Source organism: Rhodopseudomonas sp. (genome assembly GCF_013377015.1).
In the GTDB taxonomy this organism is placed as follows: Bacteria; Pseudomonadota; Alphaproteobacteria; order Rhizobiales; family Xanthobacteraceae; genus JARJEH01.
Window position 1 is genome coordinate 965126 of record NZ_JACABA010000001.1, and the last position, 17335, is coordinate 982460.

The window sequence follows — 17335 nt, forward strand, 5'->3', positions numbered from 1 at the left end:
ACCTCGCGCCCTGTCAATATGATCCTGCCTGATTGTGCGTCGCAAAACATTGAGCAGGCGCAAGAACCAAGCCGGAAGAGGGCCGAAAGTCTTATTGGGGCGCGGTTACCGACAATGTTACCTTGGCTCTAAAGCTCCAGCATCTATCCGACAAAGATCGGCGCGTGGAGAAAATTTTCGTGTCAATATCTTGGGGAGGCAACGCTATATGTCCACAATAGCCGCTACATCTGTACGCACGGGCGGGATGACCAAAGACGAACGTTTCGTCATTCTGGCATCCTCACTCGGTACCGTTTTCGAATGGTACGATTTCTACCTCTACGGATCGCTCGCCAGCATCATCGGCGCCCAGTTCTTCAGCGCCTATCCGCCCGCCACGCGCGATATCTTCGCCCTGCTGGCCTTCGCTGCCGGCTTCCTGGTGCGTCCGTTCGGCGCCATCGTGTTCGGCCGGGTCGGCGACATCGTCGGCCGCAAATACACCTTCCTCGTCACGATTCTGATCATGGGCCTGTCGACCTTCGTGGTCGGCCTGCTGCCGAATGCAGCGACGATCGGTATCGCGGCGCCGATTATTCTGATCGGGTTGCGGCTGCTGCAGGGCCTCGCGCTCGGCGGCGAGTACGGCGGAGCGGCGACCTATGTGGCCGAGCATTCGCCCCCCGGCAAGCGCGGCTACTACACCTCGTTCATCCAGACCACGGCGACGCTCGGGCTGTTCGTCTCGCTGATCGTGATCCTGTTCACCCGCACCATTCTCGGCGAGGCTGAATTCGCGGCGTGGGGCTGGCGCGTTCCATTCCTGGTCTCAGTCATCCTGCTCGCGGTCTCGGTCTGGATTCGGCTGCGGCTGAATGAATCGCCGGTGTTCCAGAAGATGAAGGATGAAGGCAAGAGCTCGAAAGCGCCCTTGACCGAAGCCTTCGCCAACTGGGGTAACGCCAAGATCGTGCTGATCGCGCTGATCGGCGGCACCATGGGCCAAGGCGTGGTCTGGTACACCGGCCAGTTCTACGCGCTGTTCTTCCTGCAATCGATCCTCAAGGTCGATGGCTACACCGCCAACCTGCTAATCGCCTGGTCGTTGCTGTTCGGCACCGGCTTCTTCATCTTCTTCGGCTGGCTGTCGGACAAGATCGGCCGCAAGCCGATCATCCTGGCGGGCTGCCTGATCGCCGCGCTGACCTTCTTCCCGATCTTCCGAATGATCACCTCCAACGCCAACCCGGCACTGGAAAAAGCGATCGAATCGGTGAAGGTCCAGGTGGTGTCCGATCCCGCGCTGTGCGGCGATCTGTTCAACCCGGTCGGCACCCGCGTGTTCACCGCGCCTTGCGACACCGCCCGCGCCTATCTCGCGCAGTCCTCGGTGAAGTACTCGACCGCTTACGGCCCGGCCGGCTCCGGCGTCAAGGTCACCGTCAACGGCACCGACGTGCCCTATACTGACGCCAAGACCTCGAACCCGGCGGTGCTGGCGGCAGTTCTCGGCGCCGGTTACCCGAAGGCGGGCAATGCCGAAATCGTCAAGATGTCGAACCCGTTCGACATCTTCAAGCCGCAGACCGCGGCGGTGATCGGGCTATTGTTCATCCTGGTGATCTTCGTCACCATGGTGTACGGGCCGATCGCGGCGATGCTGGTCGAACTGTTCCCGGCCCGGATCCGCTACACCTCAATGTCGCTGCCCTACCACATCGGCAACGGCTGGTTCGGCGGACTGCTGCCGGCGACCGCGTTCGCGATCGTGGCTTCGACCGGCGATATCTACGCCGGCCTGTGGTACCCGATCATCTTCGCGTCGATCACATTCATCGTCGGCCTGATCTTCATGCCGGAAACCAAGAACGTCGATATCAGCCACACCTGAGCTTCGCGATCCGGCGTTCCCGCCGGATCGACCAGGCGACATCACGGCGGCCGCGGAGCAATCCGTGGCCGTTTTGTTTTCAGCCGACATTGCCGATAAATTGCACCACCACCTCGCGGGCGTGCGTGCGGCGGCGGTGTTCGATCAGATAGACCGCCTGCCAGGTGCCGAGCGCCAGCCGGCCGCCGAGCACCGGGATCTGCAGCGATGTCGCCGTCAGCATGGTTTTGACATGCGCCGGCATGTCGTCGGGGCCTTCGCTGTCGTGGCTCCAGTTCGCGGTCTCCGGCGCCAGCCGGTTCAGCACGGCCGCCAGATCGACCAGCACCGAGGGATCGGCATTTTCCTGGATCGTCAGCGACGCAGACGTGTGACGCACGAACAGCGTCACTGCGCCGTCCTGCGCGTCGGCCTCGGCGACGAATTTTGCGACCTCGCCGGTCAGATCGACGAAGCCGGCGCCGGAGGTCTGCACCGTCAGCACCAAGGAGACGATGTGGGTCGCGGTGACCGACGAAAGCGACGAGCGTAATAAGTTCTTGGGGATCGTCCTGGAGGTCATCTTGGGGATCGTCATAGGCCTTGCCTCAGAGTCGCACTCAAAATGCACGCAACAAGATCAGGCGCTTAAGTTCGTCATTGCGAGGAGCTCTTGCGACGAAGCAATCCAGGGCTACGCTCGCAGCCCCTGGATTGCTTCGCTTTCGGCCGGCGCTGCGCGCCGACCTCGGCTCGCAATGACGAACTTAAGCGCCTGATTTTGCTGGCTCCCTTTCCGGTCAGACTCTCAGGTCTTGCCGCTGCCGCTGACGTCCTTCTGCATCCGGTTCGCCAGTTCGAGCAGTCGCTTCCAGGCGTTTTCCAGGAATGCCATCATCCGGTCGAGGTCGCGGTCGCTGGGCAGCGGGATTTCCAGCTTGCGCTCGCCGTCCTTCGAGGTGATTTCGGGCTTCTTCAGCGAATCGGCTTTCGGCAGCGGCTCGTCGATCTTGCCGATGGCAGGCGGTTCGCGCGCCGCGAGCTGCGCCTTGAGGCCGTCATTGTCTTTCTTCAGGCTTTCGACATCCTGCTTCAGCCGGTCATTGTCCTTTTGCAGCCGGCCGATTTCGGCGTCGAACGCGGCGCGCTCGTCGGGCGTCGCGTAGCAGGCCCAGCCACCGCCCTTGTCGCTGCAGGTCGACAGCGTCCCGCTACGAGTGTCGAGCCGAAGCAAACCCTCGGCGGCCGGCGACAGCGTGTAGCGGCCGTTTTCGGTATCGGGCATCGACTGGGCGAAAGTGCCTGTGCTGCAAAGCCCCAGCGCGGCCGTCATCATGGCGGCCAGGCAGCCGTGTCGCAGCGCCCGGACCGTCAGCGTGGAGGTGGCGCGGGTCGTTGCCGGCGTGATGGCATCGGTCATGGAATGCTCCGCCTCACAGGTGAGAACGCCCTCTATATGGGTGCCTAGCCGGCAGGACGATATGGTCCCCGCCCGGATTTCAACGCATCCGCCAGCAAATCGATCCGGTCCTGGCCCCAGAACACCTCGCCGTCGAGCACATAGGCCGGCGATCCGAACACGTCAGCCGCCATCGCGTCATGGCGGTTCTGCTCATAGGCGGTCCCGATCGCATCTGACGCCGTGCGCTCGACCAACTCCCGACCCGGCAGCCCGGCCTGATCGGCCAGCTGCGTCAGCACCGCCGGATCGGCGAGGTCGAGCTCAAGCTCCCACACCGCCGGATAGGCCAATTGCAGATAGGGATCCGGATCGTGGCCGGCCTCGATCGCCGCGATCACCAGCCCGTCGGCGAGCCTGGCGTTAAACGGCCAGTGCTTCGGCTTGAGATGAAAATTGAGCCCGCGCTTGTCGCGCCAGCGCTGCAGTTCGACCATGCGATAACGCTGGCGCACCGGATGGCGCTTGGCCAGCGGCAACCCGCCGGTCTCCGAAAACAGCTCGAGCAACAGCACCGGCTTGTAATTTATCTTGAGACCGTAAGTGCTTACGACCTCCCGAAGGGGCTTGTGGCCGATATAGGCCCAGGGCGATTGGAACGAAAAATAATAGTCGATCTGACGCGGCATGCGCACTCCGGCACCGGGGGTAGCCCGGCCATCCGTTGCGCGAATTTCCGAAGCTGAGGGCATCCCAACAGACCGCTTCGCGCGGTGCAAGCCGGATCATGGTGCGGATGCGCTATTGCACTGCGGACAAGTTACCACGGCGGTTTGCGGAATCCGCAATAACGCAAGGCAATTCAATGAGTTCAATGCTTGCGACCGAATCTTGACTTGCCCGGATGCCGTCAGTATGGTCCGCGCGGCTTTTAAGGGTAATGGGGCGTTATTTTCATCCAGCGCGGCATCGTTTCGGGTCTCCACAGCATGGCGGAAGACACGCGCGAAGGCAGCGATCGTGAGGATGGAAGTCGCGGCAATACGCCCGATGAAGCTGCGCTTTCCGCAAGGCTCGGAAATCTGGATCGCCGGTTGTCCAAAATTGGGGGCAGCCGAAAGATCGGGACTGACCAGTCTGGAAGCGAGGACGCGGCTCAGGCCAAGGCATCCGCCATGGCCGTGGGGCTTCGCCTCTCCTCCGAACTGGTCGCTGGAGTTCTTGCCGGAGCGGCTCTCGGTTGGGGTTTCGATCGCTTGCTGTCGACTTCGCCCTGGGGACTTATCGTGTTCTTGCTGCTCGGCTTCACCGCCGGCGTGATCAATGTGATGAGGGCCGCGGGTGTGATGGCGAAGCAGTCCGAACGGCTCTGACGCGGGTGGCCCGAAGCGCGACCGCAGATTCGTCGATAGCCGCGTGACACCGCGAAACCGATAGACTGAGAAACGAATGGCCGCCGATCCAATTCATCAGTTCCAGATCACCAAGCTCTTCACCCTTGGTCACATTGGCGGCCAGGAAATCGCGTTTACCAATTCGTCGGCCTACATGTTCCTCTCGGTGGCGGTGATCTCGCTGCTGATGATCGGCGGCATGGCCGGGCGCCAAATGGTGCCGGGGCGGATCCAGTCGATCGCCGAACTGAGCTACGAATTCGTCGCCGGAACCATCCGATCGACCGCCGGCTCCGAAGGCTTGAAGTTCTTCCCGCTGGTGTTCTCGCTGTTCATGTTCATCGCGGTCTCGAACCTGATCGGGATCATTCCCTATACCTTCACCGTTTCCAGCCATCTGATCGTCACCGTCGCGCTGGCGTTGCTGGTGTTCTTCATCGTGCTGGGCTACGGCTTCTACAAGAACGGCCTGAAATTCTTCAAGCTGTTCGTGCCGTCGGGCGTTCCGGTCTACATCCTGCCTCTGGTCGTGTTCATCGAGGTGATTTCGTTCTTCCTCAAGCCGGTGTCGCATTCGGTGCGTCTGTTCGCCAACATGCTGGCGGGCCACATCGCCCTGAAGGTGTTCGCGAGCTTCATCCCGCTGCTGGCCGGCGCCGGCATCGCCGGATATTTCGGCGCCGTGCTGCCGCTCGGCATGGTGATCGCGCTGACCGCGCTTGAGCTGCTGGTCGCGTTCCTCCAGGCCTACGTCTTCACCATCCTCACCTGCATCTATCTCAACGATGCGATTCATCCGGGGCACTGAGCCCCGGTTTTCTCTAGCAAACCTCAACAGGAGCGTTTCATGGATCCGATTGCCGCGAAGTACATTGGCGCTGGTATTGCCTGCATTGGCATGGGCGGCGCGGGCGCCGGCGTGGGCATCATCTTCGGCAACTATCTGGCCGCAGCGGTGCGCAATCCGTCGGCAGCTCAGGGCCAGTTCGGCAACCTGATCTTCGGCTTCGCCGTGACGGAAGCGCTCGGCATCTTCTCGCTGCTGATCGCGCTGCTGCTGCTGTTCGCGCTCTGAGCCAAACCGGATCCTGACCGCAAGGTCGTGATCGGCTGAATGGGAGAAGCTCGTGGCTGAAGGTCATGGCAACGCCAAGGGTGCGACTGCCCATACGGAAGCGGAAGGCGGCCACAAGGCTCCTTTCCCTCCGTTCCAGAAGGACACCTTTGCGTCGCAACTGGTGTCGCTGCTGGTGGCTTTCGTCGCCCTGTATCTGATCGTGTCCAGAATCGTGCTGCCGAAGGTCGGCGGCGTGCTCGAGGAGAGGCGCGGCAAGATAGACGGCGATCTCGCCGCCGCGCAGAAGCTGAAGGGCGAATCGGACGACGCGTTGAAAGCCTATGAGACCGAGCTCGCGCAGGCGCGCGCCCGGGCCCAGGCGATCGGCGCCGAAACCCGCGAGAAGCTTCACGCGGCGTCCGAAGCCGAGCGCAAGACGCTGGAAGAGCGGCTGGCGGTCAAGCTCGCCGACGCGGAAAAGACCATCGCGGCGACGCGTGAAACCGCGATGGGCAATGTGCGCGCCATCGCCGCCGAGGCCGCCACTGCGATCGTGCAGCGGCTGACCGGCATCGCACCCGACGGCAAGGCGCTCGACAGCGCCGTCGATGCTTCGTTGAAGGGATGACGGGGATGACTGGGATATTCTCGGAAGCTGAAACCTGGGTCGCCGTCGCGTTCGTCATCCTGATGGGCGTGTTCGTCTATGTCGGCGTTCACCGCACCGTGCTGAAGAGCCTCGACAACCGCAGCTACCGGATCAAGGCCGAGCTCGACGAGGCCCGCAAGCTGAAGGACGAGGCCGCGGCGCTGCTGGCGCAGTATCGCGCCCGTCACGCCACCGCGGAGAAGGAAGCCCAGGACATCGTCGCCAGCGCCCGGGCCGAGGCCGAGCGGATCGCGGCGGAAGCCAAGGTCAAGCTGGAAGATTTCATCGCCCGGCGGACCAAGACCGCCGAGGGCAAGATTGCTCTCGCCGAAGCGCAGGCGATGGCCGACGTCCGCGCCGCCGCCGCCAACGCCGCGGTGACCGCGGCCTCCACCATCCTGTCGCAGTCGGTGAAGGGTTCGCTGGCCGACGGTCTCTTGACCAAGGGCATCGAGGAAGTTCGCGCCAAGCTGAACTGAGCCGCCTCTCGATAACAATCAAAAAGCCGGCGCGATGATCTCGCGCCGGCTTTTTGTTTGTTCACCCGCCCCTGGAGGGGGAGGGTGAGCGCTACTTCTTCTTTGCCCGCTCCCGCGGCGCCGGCTTCAGCGCCTGTGGATCGAACCCGATATAGAACACGTAGGAATCGCCGATCGCGGCGGGCGGCGCCGGGTACACCACGTCCTCCGCCACCAGGCTGAACGGCACGTTGCCCTGCGGGTCCATCGCCACATTGGTCTGGTACGCCTTGGTGAAGACGGTCTTCGGCGACACGCCTTCCTGCACCACGGCGACCCGCAGCGGCACGTCGACCGAGGCCGGCGCCCCGGCCGGGCCGGCGATGACGCGGCCCTGGATCCCGATTCGCGCGGTGATCACGCCGCCACTGATACTGCAGGCGCGCGCGGTCTGGCCGATCGTGGCCTGATAGCGCAGATCGTTGCCGGCGGCGGTCTTGCCGGGAAGGCCCACCGCATAGGTCGATGCGCCGATCCGGACGCTGACCTCCGGACAGGTCAGGTCGGTCTCGGCCACGGAAGCCGGCGCACCGCCCTGAACCGTGGCTGGAGCGGGCTCCGACGATCCGCCAAACAGGTTCTTGAAACGATCGGTGATCGATTGCGCCGACGCCGCGGTGGCCAGCAGACCGCAGCACAGGCCGGCGCAGATCGTGGTCCGCATGGCGATGCCGCGCCGCCGGGCCGGCGTCGCAATTCTCATGATATCTCGCTTGTCGCCCATCTGACGTCCCCGGCTTCTCGCAACGTCGCCCCCCGACGCGTCGCCTTATACCAAAGCAAAGGCGGCGAACCAAAGGCGTTGAACCCGGGCAAAAATGGCTAGCCGCGGAAATCCTCGTGCAGCAGGCCGAACAGCAGGTGATCCTGCCAGACGCCGTTGATGCAGAGATAGCGTCGCGCCATCCCCTCGCGGGTGAAGCCGCATTTCTCCAGCACCCGGATCGAGGGCGCATTGCTGGGAATGCAGGCGGCCTCGACCCGGTGCAGGTTGAGCTCGCCGAACAGCATCGGCAGCAGCACCCGCAGCGCGGCCGTCATATAGCCGCGATGGGCGTGCGGCTCGCCAATCCAGTAGCCTATGGTGCCGGCCTGGACGATGCCGCGGCGGACATTGGCCAGCGTCACGCCGCCCAGCATCTCGCCGTCGGATTCCCGGAACACGATGAAGGGATAGGATTTGTCGCCGGCAATATCCTCGGCGTAGCGCCGGAGCCGGCGGCGGAAGCCGGAGCGGGTCAGGTCGTCGGACGGCCAGATCGGCTCCCATGGTGTGAGATATGCGCGGCTGGCCTCGCGAAGCTCGGCCCATTGGGCGAAATCTGACATTTGCGGCGCACGCAGCAACAACCCATGGCCACGCGGCGCCAACGCCGCCGGTCCGCTGGATGGCATTCGAAACAGCGCCATGATCTTGCTCCCGGCCCCGCAACCCGTGAGACGTTCAGCGCCCACGCAATGATCGGACGTTACGGCCGCTTCAATGGTAGCTGGCTTTAGCCTTCAACTGGGTCAATCCTTCCGCAAAACCCACCGCGGTGTCCAGCCCTCTTCCGCTGCCCAGCGCCACTACCGCGGGGCGACTGCGCGACATCAGCGCGCGGGCGGCGTCGCGTGTGGTCTCGATGCTGACAGCGTCGATCTTGGCCACCAGCTCCTCGACCGTCAACGGCCGCCCATAGGCCAGGATGTGGCGGGCGAGCTGCTCGGCGCGCGAGCTGCAGCTTTCCAGCGCCATCAGCAGCCCGGCCTTCATCTGCGCCTTGGCGCGATTGATCTCGGCCTCGGTCAGGGTCTCGACCGCGTCGTTGATGACGTCGACGATGACTTCCATCATCTCCGGAGCGTCCTCCGGATCGGTGCCGGTATAGAGGCCGAAGAAGCCGGTGTCGGTATAGGGTGCGTGGAAAGTGTAGATCGAATAGCACAGCCCGCGTTTCTCGCGGACCTCCTGGAACAGCCGCGACGACATTCCCCCGCCGAGAATATTGGTGAACACCTGCAGGCTGAACAGCGACATATCCCGTTGCGGAAGTCCCTCCAGCGCCAGCGTCAGATGCGCCTGCTCGAGGTCGCGATGCACCACCCGCGAGCCGCCATTGCCGAACATCGCCGGCTGCGGCTTCGGCGCCATGGTGCCGTCAAAGCTGGCGAACCGCCGCTCGACCTCCTCGACAACGCGCTTGTGGTCGACTGCGCCGGCGGCGGCGACCACCATCTCGGGGCCGCGGTAATGCGTCGACAGATAGCCCTGCAGCGTGTCGCGGTTGAACTCCTTCAGGGTGTTGGCGGTACCGAGCAAGGAGCGGCCGATCGGTTGTTCCGGGTAACAGAGCTCGTTGAGGTGCTCGAACACCACATCGTCGGGAGTGTCCTGCGCCGCGCCGATTTCCTGCACGATGACGCTCTTCTCGCGCTCCAGCTCCTCGGGGTCGAATGACGGGTTGGCGAGAATGTCGGACAGCACGTCGAGCGCCAGCGGCACGTCGGCCTTCATCACCCGGGCGTAATAGGCGGTGGTCTCGGTCGAGGTGCCGGCATTGAGGTCGCCGCCGACCGCCTCGATCTCCTCGGCGATCTCGCGCGACGTCCGCCGCTTGGTGCCCTTGAACGCCATGTGTTCGAGCAGATGCGAAATGCCGTGCTCGTCCGGCTTCTCGTCGCGCCCACCGACCCCGGTCCAGACCCCGAGCGCTGCGGTCTCGAGATGCGGCATCGTATCGGTGATCACGGTCAGGCCGGAGGGAAGCTTGGTGACGTCGACGCTCATCCGGCAACTCCTTGGTTCGCTGCCCGGCTGACCGACGCAATGGTGCGTTCGATCTCGACCTGGTCGCGCTTCATGATTTTGGCCTGCTCGGGTCTGGTCATCAGACCGTCGAGCCAGGCCGGCAATGGCGGCCGCACCCCACAGGCGGCTTCCACCGCGTCGGGGAATTTCGCCGCATGCGCGGTCGACAGCACGATATTGGGGATCCGCTGATTCGGCGTGTCGCGATCGGCGACCGCCAGCGCCACCGCGGTGTGCGGATCGACCAGATCGCCGGCCTCGCGCCAGGCGGTGCGGATCGCCGCATTGGTTTCGTCTTCGTCGGCGCGGCCGGCGTCGAATTCCTCGCGGATCGCCGCCAGCACTGCATCGGGCAGCACGAAGCGGCCGGACTGATTGAGCGACGCCATCAGGCCGCGCACCAGCGCGGCGTCGCGGCCCGCCGCCTCGAACAGCAGCCGCTCGAAATTCGACGAGACCTGGATGTCCATCGACGGCGACGCGGTGGCGTGGACCTCGCGGACCTCGTAGATCCCGGTCTTCAGCGTGCGCGCCAGAATGTCGTTGATGTTGGCGGCGATCCGCAGCTTGCGGATCGGCAGCCCCATCTTCTTCGCCACATAGCCGGCGAAGATGTCGCCGAAATTGCCGGTCGGCACAGTGAAATCGACCGCCCGCGCCGGCGCGCCGAGCGCCACCGCGCTGGTGAAGTAGTACACCACCTGCGCCACGATCCGCGCCCAGTTGATCGAATTTACCCCGGACAACGACACCTGGTCGCGAAATTTATGGTGATTGAACAGGCCCTTCACGATCGCCTGGCAATCGTCGAAATGGCCCTCGATCGCCAGCGCATGGACGTTGGCGGCGCCCGAGGTCGTCATCATCCGGCGCTGCACCTCGGAAATCTTGCCGTGCGGAAACAGCACGATCAGATCGACATTGTTGAGGTTGGCGAAGGCATCGACCGCGGCGCCGCCGGTGTCGCCCGAGGTCGCCACCACGATGGTGGTGCGCTGCCTGCGCTTTTCCAGCACATGATCCATCAGCCGCGAGATCAGCTGCATCGCGACGTCCTTGAACGCCAGGGTCGGGCCGTGAAACAGCTCGAGCACAAACTGGCTCGGAGCGGTCTGGCGCAGCGGCACCACCGCCGGATGGCGGAAGGTCGCATAGGCCTCATTCGCCATGCGCCCGAGATCGGCGTCGGAGATGTCGCCTGCGACGAACGGGCGGATCACCTCGACGGCGACTTCCCAATACGGACGGCCGAAGAACCCGGCGATGGTCTCGGGCGTCAGCTGCGGCCAGACCTCGGGCACGTAAAGACCGCCGTCACGGGCCAGCCCGGTCAGCATGACATCGCAGAAGCCCAGCCTGGGGGCCTCGCCCCGCGTCGAAATATATTGCGTCAAGGCATCCTCCAAAGACCCTGACCGACGCCAAGTCTTTGATTTTGATGGATTATAATCTCACGCACCGGTGAAATCGCCGGGCACCATAGAGCGTTTTGGGCGGTATGGAAAAACAAAAACAGGTGGAGCAGGCGAAGGGAAGCGAACGTTCGGATGCAGCTTGGGAAGGATACTAACCCTCATAGGCCACCCCTTACAAAACTTATCGCCTTATAACATAACAATCTTCGTTATTTAAGATGAAAAGCGGCTTTTTATGCTTGTATTCATCCTTATATCCGGCTATTATATTCATATAGGCGATTTTTCTGGCATTAAAGGGTTTTGAAATGGCGAATGATCTTGCTGACGACGTCATTAGGGCCATTCGCGTACTCTACAATAAAAATCCCAATGCTCAGGCGTTATTTGACCTCAATGCACGCCGTGAGCGCGACGCAACCTTCACGAGTCTTGATGTGATTTCGCGGAAGTTGGAGATCAGTCGCGGCGATGCCGTTGCTCTGGCTCGCGATCTGGAAGCGGCCGGATGCGGTCAATTTGTTGTAGGTCGGCGCGGCTCGAAATCACGCCTGGAGTGGAAATTCAGTTGCATCGGTCTCGGCAAAGCGGCGGCCGGAGAGCCCATTCAATTGGACAAAGCGGAGGACCCCGAGGAAGAAGAAATCGAGGATACAGCAGAGCAATCCATCACGAAGGGCATGACGATTGCAGAGGCGAAAGCTGCTCTAGCCGAAAGTCTTGGCATCTCCGTTTCACAGATCGAGATTTCGATCAGGGCTTAGAAACCCGTTTCATTCCGTATTTCTTTCAAAATTAATTACTACCCAACTTCTGGAGAAGTGAACCATGCAAGTAAAGATTAAAGACTTTACCGTCGAGATGGAGGTCAAGAACAAGGGGCTCGAATTTGAGGTCCGCGACAACGACGGAAATTTCTTGGGCGACTGTTACGTGACCAAGACCGGATTAGAATGGTGCAACGGCAAGATCACGCAAGGCAATGGTAGAAAAATTAGCTGGCAAAAATTCATCGCAATGATGGCAGAGTCAGCGAAGAAGCAATGAGCTCGTAGGGCAGATCAGCGAACGCGTGATTCGCCGTCTCTGCAAGCCGATCTATGCACCTCAGTTCGTGAGGGACGAAGCAGTTTCAAAGAAGTTCGTTGAACTCCTCCACGGTCAGGCCGGTCTGCCGAATAATCGAACGCAGAGTACCGGGTTTCAGGTCTCGTCCGGCGTGAACCGGAACGGTCACCGTTCGTGCCGGGTCTCCGGGGTAGACCAAAACATGATGACTCCCGACAATCCGATTGACGACGAAACCCGTTCTCAACAGCGCCTGGATCACACGTCGACCGTTGAGGACCGGCAGCCCGCCGCCCATCTCAGGCGGCCACCGTCACCTGGCGAATTTCGGGATGAGCATCCGACGGCGGTGTCAGTCCCTGTTCCCGCCGATAAGCGAGGATGGCACGAATCGCCTCCTCGGCATTGGCGAGCGCTTCCTGTTCGGTATCGCCCTCGGTCACGACCTCGGGCAGCGCCGGGACCAGCACGGTAAAGCCACCGCCCTCCTGGGGCTCGAGAATGACGGAATAGCTGTAGGTTGCCGCCATGATCTGGCTCCCGACTCTTACGTAGCGTACCGGGGACGCGTCTTGCGTTCCAGCGGGTATTGGAGCGGGCGAAGGGAATCGAACCCTCGTATGCAGCTTGGGAAGCTGCCGTTCTACCATTGAACTACGCCCGCGATCTCAGTGAAATCAACTGCTTAAGGCAAACGCGGTGAATCCCGGTGGCGCTGTCTGTGTCGCGTCTCGGCGAACCCGTGGCTCGATCTTACACGAAGCAGCGGAGGCCCGCCAAGCCCGTCCGGCGTCAAGCGGCACGGCGGCGCTGGCCGAACAGCCAGAATCCGAAGGCGATCGCGACCGCGCCGGCGAGGCCGAACCAGGTGATGGCGTATTGCAGATGGTCGTCCTTGAGATGGACGCTGAGCGGCGCCGGCTTCGGGATGCCGCTGGCCGGCATCGGCAGTTCGAGATCGATATAGAACGGCGCCACCTCGCCCCAGCCGAGCGCGGTGGCGATGCCGCGCAGGTCGCGCGAAAACCACAGCCGCTTCACCGGATCACCGCGCGGCGTCAGCGCGCCGCCAGGATCGGGAAAGCGCAGATAGCCGGTCAGCGTCACCGTCACGCCGGTGACGAGCGGCGCGACCGCGCGGTCCTGCTGCGCCCGATCCTGCATTGTGTTCTGGACGAAGCCGGTATTGATCACCACGGTCTGCCCGCTCGGCAGCCGCGCCGGCAGCAACGCCCAGGTGCCGGGTCCGGAAATATCGTCGCGCACCGCCGACCCGGATGAGTACACCATCGCGTCGGGGCGCTTGTCATAGGCCGCGGTGAAGACGACGCGGCGGAATTCGTCATGGGCCGGAGTGAGCGCCGCCCAATCGCGGACGTCGGGCAGTGCGGCGGGGGGCGCAGCGAGCCGCTCGGTCAATGCTGCGATCAGAGCGTGCTTGTCGAGCCGGCGCTGCAGCTGCCAAAAGCCGAGCGACAATAGCACCGACACCATCAGCAGCGAAATCAGGGCCAGGCCGGCGATGCCGCGCCGGCGCGGAGCGCGAGCCGTCATTTCGGTTCGCGATTGATCAACTGGCCGGGGGCGGCCTTGTGATGGAACTGCAGCGCGATCAGCAGCGCCTTCATCGCGCGCAGCGGCAGCAGCGTGGTCGCCAGAATCAACGGCAGCCACAGCGCGGCGTGGAGCCAGAATGGCGGCTGGTATTTGACCTCGACGATCAAGGACGCGAGCACCACGATCGCGCCCGAGATCATGATGATGAAGATCGCCGCGCCATCACCGACATCGATGAAGGCGTAGTCCAGCCCGCAGGCGTCGCAGCCCGGCCGCAGCGTCAGGAAGCCCGTAAACAACTTGCCCTTGCCGCAGCGCGGGCACTTGCAGGCCAGGCCGCGCAGGATGCTCTGCGAGAGCGGCAATTTGGTTTGGAAATCGGTGGCCGGTTCGTTCATGATGGATTGATTATCCCAAACAGGGTCGGCCGTCCTTCACAAACGGACCACCGGGAGGAGATTTGAAGAATGGCCGAGGCTTACGCCACTCTGGAGCGATGGGCGCGGGGCTTCAATGATGGCGACGCGAGCGCGGTCGCCGCGCTGTATGCGCCGGACGCCGTGATCTGGGGAACGCTGGCCCAGACGCTGACGACGACGCCGCAGGACATCGAGACCTATTTCGTCCAGGCCGCCCGCGCGGGTCTCAAGACGACGCTGGGGCAGCACGTGACGTCCCGGATTTCCGATGCCTGCGTCGTCGATGCCGGCCATTACGACTTCACGCGCGTGGCGGGCGGCCAGACCGCCGTGATTCCCGCCCGATATAGTTTCGTCCTGCTGCAGCGGGACGGCGCATGGATGATCGCGCACCATCATTCGTCGATCCTGCCGAAGCCGATCGGATAGCGTTTCGCTAAACACACGGGACCAAAAACAAGGGGCGGCCTTTCGACCGCCCCTTGTCGCACATCCGGCTGCAATCAGTGCGCGGCGTGCGCCATGGCTTCGGCGCCGCGGCCCCAGACGTAGATGCAGATGAACAGGAACAGCCAGACCACGTCGACGAAATGCCAGTACCAGGCGGCGAATTCGAAGCCGAGATGGCGTTCCGGAGTGAAATGTCCGGCATAGGCGCGGAACAGGCAGACCGCGAGGAAGATCGACCCGACGATGACGTGGAAGCCATGGAAGCCGGTGGCCATGAAGAAGGTCGCGCCATAGACGTTGCCGGCGAACGAGAACGTGGCGTGGCTGTATTCATAGGCCTGCACGCAGCTGAAGATGACGCCGAGCGCGATCGTCAGCATCAAGCCATATTTCAGGCCCTTGCGGTCGTTGTGCAGCAGGGCGTGATGCGCCCAGGTCACCGTGGTGCCCGAGGTCAGCAGGATCAGGGTGTTAAGCAGCGGCAGATGCCAGGGGTCGAAGGTCTCGATGCCCTTCGGCGGCCACACCCCGCCGAACAGCGCCTCACGGGTGGCGTGCACCGGATCGCCGGGAAACAGCGACGAATTGAAGAACGCCCAGAACCAGGCGACGAAGAACATCACCTCGGAGGCGATGAACAGGATCATGCCGTAGCGATGGCTGATCTGGACCACGCGAGTGTGGTCGCCCTTGTGCTGGGCTTCCTTGATGACGTCGGCCCACCAGCTGGCGAATGTATAGAGCACGCCCACGGTGCCGGCGCCGAACACCAGCGGCGCACCCGTGTACATGTGGTGCATCCAGCTGATCGCCCCGACCGCCATGATGAAGGCCGAGATCGAGCCCACCACCGGCCACGGGCTGGGATCGACGAGGTGGTAGTCGTGGTGCTTGACTTGCGCCGTGGCCATTTTGTGTTCTCCGTTATTCCCGGTGTTGGCTTGCATCTGTCCGGTCCCGACAATCGAATCCCGCGACTTCAACGATCAGAGACTGCCCTTGCGCTTGTCCGGCTCGGTCGAAGCCAGCGGCTTCGGCGTCGGATTCTGCACCGGGTAGAATGTGTAGGACAGCGTGATGGTGTTCAGCCCGTTGTTTTCTGCGTCGGCGGCCAGCGCCGGATCGACATAGAACACCACCGGCATCTCGCGCTTTTCGCCGGCGGCCATGGTCTGTTCGGTGAAGCAGAAGCAGTTGATCTTCTGGAAATACGCGCCGACCGTCAGCGGCGCCACATTGTAGGCCGCAATCCCGGTCGTCGTGCGCGCCGCCTGGTTGGTCACGGTGTAGAACACGGTGATCACCTTGCCGATCGGAACCTCGATCTCGGTGACTTCCGGCTCGAACTTCCACGGCAGCCCGCCGCTCACGTTGGAATCGAACCGCACTGCGATCTTGCGCTGCAGCGGCGCGGAATCCGGCGACGAAGTCGCCACCTGGGTGGTGCCGTTGAAACCGGTGGCGCGACAAAACCAGTTGTAGAACGGGACGGCCGCGTAAGAGGCGCCGACCATCAGTGCCACCACCAGGCCGCAGATCGACGCCACGACGGTGTCGCGCCCGAGGCGCGGGGTCTTGCTGCAGTTGGTTGGCTCCGGGGTCATCGGCCGCAAAGCTCCCTCACATCGGCCGCATCAGCACCAACGGTCCCTTGACCATGGTGACGGCAAAGAACAGCACGACCAACACGCCGAGCGACAGCGCGATCGCGATCGAGCGCTCGCGCTGGCTCTTCTTCTGCGCGGCGGTGAGAACAATGCCCGGCAATTTCTGCGGTTGATCCATGCTCATTGTCATACTCCTCTAGCCAACCAGTCGCAGCACGCCGCGCGCGACCACTTCCAGCAACAGAACCGAGAACAGCGCGAATAGATAAAGGATCGAGAACCGGAACAGGTTCCTTGTCGCGCGCAACGCCGCGCTGCCGGTGCGGCGCTGATAGACGCGGATCGCCAGCACCAGCATCCAGCCGCCCAGCAGCAGCGAGGTGACGCCGTAGATCGCGTCGAAATAGCCGAGCGGCCACGGCGCGAACGCCACCGCCACCAGCACCACGGTATAGAGCAGGATCTGCAGCCTTGTGTGATCGGCGCCGGCCACCACCGGCAGCATCGGCACCCCGGCGCGGGCGTAATCGTCGTTGCGGAACAGCGCCAGCGCCCAGAAATGCGGCGGGGTCCAGAAGAAGATGATCGCAAACAGCAGCAGCGGTTCGACCGCAAGCGATCCGGTCGCCGCAGCCCAGGCCACCACCGGCGGCAAGGCGCCGGCGGCGCCGCCGATCACGATGTTCTGCGCGGTCGAGCGCTTCAGCCAGATCGTATAGACCACGACGTAGAAGAAGATGGTGAAGGCGAGCAGCGCGCCGGCCAGCCAGTTGACCAGAATACCGAGCGTGATCACCGAGAAGAACGCCAGCGTCATGCCGAAGGTCAGCGCTTCCGGGCGGGTCACCTTGCCGCGTGGGATCGGCCGATTGGCCGTGCGCGTCATCAGCGCATCGATGTCGTCTTCGTACCACATGTTGAGCGCGCCGGAGGCGCCGCCGCCGACTGCGATGCACAGGATCGAGGTGATCGCCAGCACCGGATGCACCGAGCCGGGCGCGAGGAAGAAGCCGACCAGCGCGGTGAACACCACCAGCGACATCACCCGCGGCTTAAGCAGTGCGACGTAATCGGCGACGCCGGCCTCGGAAATCCGGGGCGCGAACGCGATGCTGTTGCTTTCGATGACCGACAAATCCGCTCCCTCTCCTGTTGGAGC

24 protein-coding genes and 1 tRNA gene are annotated in these 17335 nt (G+C 63.1%); 9 read left to right on the top strand and 16 right to left on the bottom strand.

Going from position 1 to position 17335, the window contains the following annotated elements:
• Positions 1–208: 208 nt before the first annotated feature.
• Positions 209–1873 (top strand): MFS transporter, encoded by a 1665-nt coding sequence (locus HXX15_RS04685; RefSeq protein ID WP_296513138.1) that lies wholly within the window; start codon positions 209–211, stop codon positions 1871–1873.
• Between the two features lie 79 nt (positions 1874–1952).
• Here the strand turns inward: HXX15_RS04685 and HXX15_RS04690 are convergent, their stop codons facing one another.
• From HXX15_RS04690 to HXX15_RS04700, 3 genes are all read right to left on the bottom strand, one after another.
• Positions 1953–2450, bottom strand: a complete 498-nt coding sequence (locus HXX15_RS04690; protein WP_296513140.1) for a secondary thiamine-phosphate synthase enzyme YjbQ — start codon at positions 2448–2450, stop codon at positions 1953–1955.
• Positions 2451–2660: 210 nt separating this feature from the next.
• Positions 2661–3188, bottom strand: coding sequence for a hypothetical protein (locus HXX15_RS04695; RefSeq protein ID WP_296514838.1), 528 nt, complete (start codon positions 3186–3188; stop codon positions 2661–2663).
• 128 nt (positions 3189–3316) lie between these two features.
• Positions 3317–3940, bottom strand: a complete 624-nt coding sequence (locus HXX15_RS04700) for a 2-hydroxychromene-2-carboxylate isomerase (protein WP_296513142.1) — start codon at positions 3938–3940, stop codon at positions 3317–3319.
• Positions 3941–4240: 300 nt separating this feature from the next.
• Here HXX15_RS04700 and HXX15_RS04705 point away from each other — a divergent pair, with 300 nt between their 5' ends.
• The 5 genes from HXX15_RS04705 (at position 4241) to HXX15_RS04725 (ending at position 6830) form a co-directional block, all read left to right on the top strand.
• Positions 4241–4624, top strand: a complete 384-nt coding sequence (locus tag HXX15_RS04705; RefSeq protein WP_296513144.1) for an AtpZ/AtpI family protein — start codon at positions 4241–4243, stop codon at positions 4622–4624.
• 76 nt (positions 4625–4700) lie between these two features.
• Entirely contained in the window at positions 4701–5453 is a 753-nt protein-coding gene (locus tag HXX15_RS04710) for a F0F1 ATP synthase subunit A (protein ID WP_296513146.1), read from the top strand.
• A gap of 39 nt (positions 5454–5492) precedes the next feature.
• Entirely contained in the window at positions 5493–5720 is a 228-nt protein-coding gene (locus HXX15_RS04715; RefSeq protein ID WP_009796340.1) for a F0F1 ATP synthase subunit C, read from the top strand.
• A gap of 52 nt (positions 5721–5772) precedes the next feature.
• Positions 5773–6330, top strand: coding sequence for a F0F1 ATP synthase subunit B' (locus tag HXX15_RS04720; protein WP_296513171.1), 558 nt, complete (start codon positions 5773–5775; stop codon positions 6328–6330).
• Positions 6331–6335: 5 nt separating this feature from the next.
• Positions 6336–6830, top strand: coding sequence for an ATP F0F1 synthase subunit B (locus HXX15_RS04725; protein WP_296513173.1), 495 nt, complete (start codon positions 6336–6338; stop codon positions 6828–6830).
• 91 nt (positions 6831–6921) lie between these two features.
• Here HXX15_RS04725 and HXX15_RS04730 read toward each other — a convergent pair whose 3' ends face one another.
• From HXX15_RS04730 to thrC, 4 genes are all read right to left on the bottom strand, one after another.
• Positions 6922–7572, bottom strand: coding sequence for a hypothetical protein (locus tag HXX15_RS04730; RefSeq protein WP_296513175.1), 651 nt, complete (start codon positions 7570–7572; stop codon positions 6922–6924).
• 119 nt (positions 7573–7691) lie between these two features.
• A complete protein-coding gene (locus HXX15_RS04735; RefSeq protein ID WP_296513177.1) occupies positions 7692–8279 on the bottom strand; it encodes a GNAT family protein in 588 nt (195 codons plus the stop codon).
• 70 nt (positions 8280–8349) lie between these two features.
• Positions 8350–9639, bottom strand: a complete 1290-nt coding sequence (locus HXX15_RS04740; RefSeq protein WP_296513180.1) for a pitrilysin family protein — start codon at positions 9637–9639, stop codon at positions 8350–8352.
• On the bottom strand, positions 9636–11054 hold the full coding sequence (thrC, locus tag HXX15_RS04745) for a threonine synthase (RefSeq protein WP_296513182.1): 1419 nt from the start codon (positions 11052–11054) through the stop codon (positions 9636–9638). The genes HXX15_RS04740 and thrC overlap by 4 nt, the downstream gene beginning before the upstream one ends.
• A gap of 329 nt (positions 11055–11383) precedes the next feature.
• On the opposite strand from thrC, the gene HXX15_RS04750 reads away from it, so the two are divergent.
• The gene (locus HXX15_RS04750) at positions 11384–11839 is read left to right on the top strand and encodes a hypothetical protein (RefSeq protein ID WP_296513184.1); all 456 of its coding nucleotides are present in this window, start codon (positions 11384–11386) and stop codon (positions 11837–11839) included.
• Positions 11840–11903: 64 nt separating this feature from the next.
• The gene (locus HXX15_RS04755; protein WP_296513186.1) at positions 11904–12122 is read left to right on the top strand and encodes a hypothetical protein; all 219 of its coding nucleotides are present in this window, start codon (positions 11904–11906) and stop codon (positions 12120–12122) included.
• Between the two features lie 85 nt (positions 12123–12207).
• Here the strand turns inward: HXX15_RS04755 and HXX15_RS04760 are convergent, their stop codons facing one another.
• The 5 genes from HXX15_RS04760 to HXX15_RS04780 all read right to left on the bottom strand — a co-directional run bounded on the left by HXX15_RS04760 (position 12208) and on the right by HXX15_RS04780 (position 14098).
• On the bottom strand, positions 12208–12441 hold the full coding sequence (locus tag HXX15_RS04760) for a type II toxin-antitoxin system HicA family toxin (RefSeq protein ID WP_296513188.1): 234 nt from the start codon (positions 12439–12441) through the stop codon (positions 12208–12210).
• A gap of 1 nt (position 12442) precedes the next feature.
• Positions 12443–12673 carry a type II toxin-antitoxin system HicB family antitoxin gene (locus HXX15_RS04765; protein ID WP_296513190.1) on the bottom strand — a complete coding sequence of 77 codons (231 nt, stop codon included), beginning with the start codon at positions 12671–12673 and terminating at the stop codon, positions 12443–12445.
• 60 nt (positions 12674–12733) lie between these two features.
• Positions 12734–12807 (bottom strand) — tRNA-Gly (locus tag HXX15_RS04770).
• 128 nt (positions 12808–12935) lie between these two features.
• Positions 12936–13697, bottom strand: coding sequence for an SURF1 family cytochrome oxidase biogenesis protein (locus HXX15_RS04775; protein WP_296513193.1), 762 nt, complete (start codon positions 13695–13697; stop codon positions 12936–12938).
• Entirely contained in the window at positions 13694–14098 is a 405-nt protein-coding gene (locus tag HXX15_RS04780) for a DUF983 domain-containing protein (protein WP_296513195.1), read from the bottom strand. Before HXX15_RS04780 ends, HXX15_RS04775 begins: the two co-directional genes overlap by 4 nt.
• Positions 14099–14167: 69 nt before the next feature.
• On the opposite strand from HXX15_RS04780, the gene HXX15_RS04785 reads away from it, so the two are divergent.
• Positions 14168–14548: an SgcJ/EcaC family oxidoreductase gene (locus HXX15_RS04785; RefSeq protein WP_296513197.1), complete on the top strand. Its 381-nt coding sequence runs from the start codon at positions 14168–14170 to the stop codon at positions 14546–14548.
• 74 nt (positions 14549–14622) lie between these two features.
• Here HXX15_RS04785 and HXX15_RS04790 read toward each other — a convergent pair whose 3' ends face one another.
• From HXX15_RS04790 to HXX15_RS04805, 4 genes are all read right to left on the bottom strand, one after another.
• The gene (locus HXX15_RS04790; protein WP_296513200.1) at positions 14623–15480 is read right to left on the bottom strand and encodes a cytochrome c oxidase subunit 3; all 858 of its coding nucleotides are present in this window, start codon (positions 15478–15480) and stop codon (positions 14623–14625) included.
• 75 nt (positions 15481–15555) lie between these two features.
• The gene (locus tag HXX15_RS04795) at positions 15556–16173 is read right to left on the bottom strand and encodes a cytochrome c oxidase assembly protein (RefSeq protein ID WP_296513203.1); all 618 of its coding nucleotides are present in this window, start codon (positions 16171–16173) and stop codon (positions 15556–15558) included.
• A 16-nt stretch (positions 16174–16189) separates the two neighbouring features.
• Positions 16190–16366: a CoxF protein gene (locus HXX15_RS04800; protein ID WP_296513205.1), complete on the bottom strand. Its 177-nt coding sequence runs from the start codon at positions 16364–16366 to the stop codon at positions 16190–16192.
• A gap of 6 nt (positions 16367–16372) precedes the next feature.
• A complete protein-coding gene (locus HXX15_RS04805; protein ID WP_296513206.1) occupies positions 16373–17311 on the bottom strand; it encodes a heme o synthase in 939 nt (312 codons plus the stop codon).
• Between the last annotated feature and the right edge of the window lie 24 nt (positions 17312–17335).

Bases quoted from the DNA above. Each gene is read 5' to 3' on its own strand.
- HXX15_RS04725 (WP_296513173.1), top strand. From the start codon at position 6,336: ATGACTGGGATATTCTCGGAAGCTGAAACCTGGGTCGCCGTCGCGTTC.
- HXX15_RS04705 (WP_296513144.1), top strand. From the start codon at position 4,241: ATGGCGGAAGACACGCGCGAAGGCAGCGATCGTGAGGATGGAAGTCGC.
- HXX15_RS04690 (WP_296513140.1), bottom strand. From the start codon at position 2,450: ATGACGATCCCCAAGATGACCTCCAGGACGATCCCCAAGAACTTATTA.
- HXX15_RS04760 (WP_296513188.1), bottom strand. From the start codon at position 12,441: ATGGGCGGCGGGCTGCCGGTCCTCAACGGTCGACGTGTGATCCAGGCG.
- HXX15_RS04785 (WP_296513197.1), top strand. From the start codon at position 14,168: ATGGCCGAGGCTTACGCCACTCTGGAGCGATGGGCGCGGGGCTTCAAT.
- HXX15_RS04730 (WP_296513175.1), bottom strand. From the start codon at position 7,572: ATGAGAATTGCGACGCCGGCCCGGCGGCGCGGCATCGCCATGCGGACC.
- HXX15_RS04800 (WP_296513205.1), bottom strand. From the start codon at position 16,366: ATGACAATGAGCATGGATCAACCGCAGAAATTGCCGGGCATTGTTCTC.
- HXX15_RS04685 (WP_296513138.1), top strand. From the start codon at position 209: ATGTCCACAATAGCCGCTACATCTGTACGCACGGGCGGGATGACCAAA.
- HXX15_RS04740 (WP_296513180.1), bottom strand. From the start codon at position 9,639: ATGAGCGTCGACGTCACCAAGCTTCCCTCCGGCCTGACCGTGATCACC.
- HXX15_RS04780 (WP_296513195.1), bottom strand. From the start codon at position 14,098: ATGAACGAACCGGCCACCGATTTCCAAACCAAATTGCCGCTCTCGCAG.
- HXX15_RS04775 (WP_296513193.1), bottom strand. From the start codon at position 13,697: ATGACGGCTCGCGCTCCGCGCCGGCGCGGCATCGCCGGCCTGGCCCTG.
- HXX15_RS04795 (WP_296513203.1), bottom strand. From the start codon at position 16,173: ATGACCCCGGAGCCAACCAACTGCAGCAAGACCCCGCGCCTCGGGCGC.
- HXX15_RS04710 (WP_296513146.1), top strand. From the start codon at position 4,701: ATGGCCGCCGATCCAATTCATCAGTTCCAGATCACCAAGCTCTTCACC.
- HXX15_RS04695 (WP_296514838.1), bottom strand. From the start codon at position 3,188: ATGATGACGGCCGCGCTGGGGCTTTGCAGCACAGGCACTTTCGCCCAG.
- HXX15_RS04755 (WP_296513186.1), top strand. From the start codon at position 11,904: ATGCAAGTAAAGATTAAAGACTTTACCGTCGAGATGGAGGTCAAGAAC.
- HXX15_RS04735 (WP_296513177.1), bottom strand. From the start codon at position 8,279: ATGGCGCTGTTTCGAATGCCATCCAGCGGACCGGCGGCGTTGGCGCCG.
- HXX15_RS04765 (WP_296513190.1), bottom strand. From the start codon at position 12,673: ATGGCGGCAACCTACAGCTATTCCGTCATTCTCGAGCCCCAGGAGGGC.
- HXX15_RS04700 (WP_296513142.1), bottom strand. From the start codon at position 3,940: ATGCCGCGTCAGATCGACTATTATTTTTCGTTCCAATCGCCCTGGGCC.
- HXX15_RS04790 (WP_296513200.1), bottom strand. From the start codon at position 15,480: ATGGCCACGGCGCAAGTCAAGCACCACGACTACCACCTCGTCGATCCC.
- HXX15_RS04750 (WP_296513184.1), top strand. From the start codon at position 11,384: ATGGCGAATGATCTTGCTGACGACGTCATTAGGGCCATTCGCGTACTC.
- HXX15_RS04715 (WP_009796340.1), top strand. From the start codon at position 5,493: ATGGATCCGATTGCCGCGAAGTACATTGGCGCTGGTATTGCCTGCATT.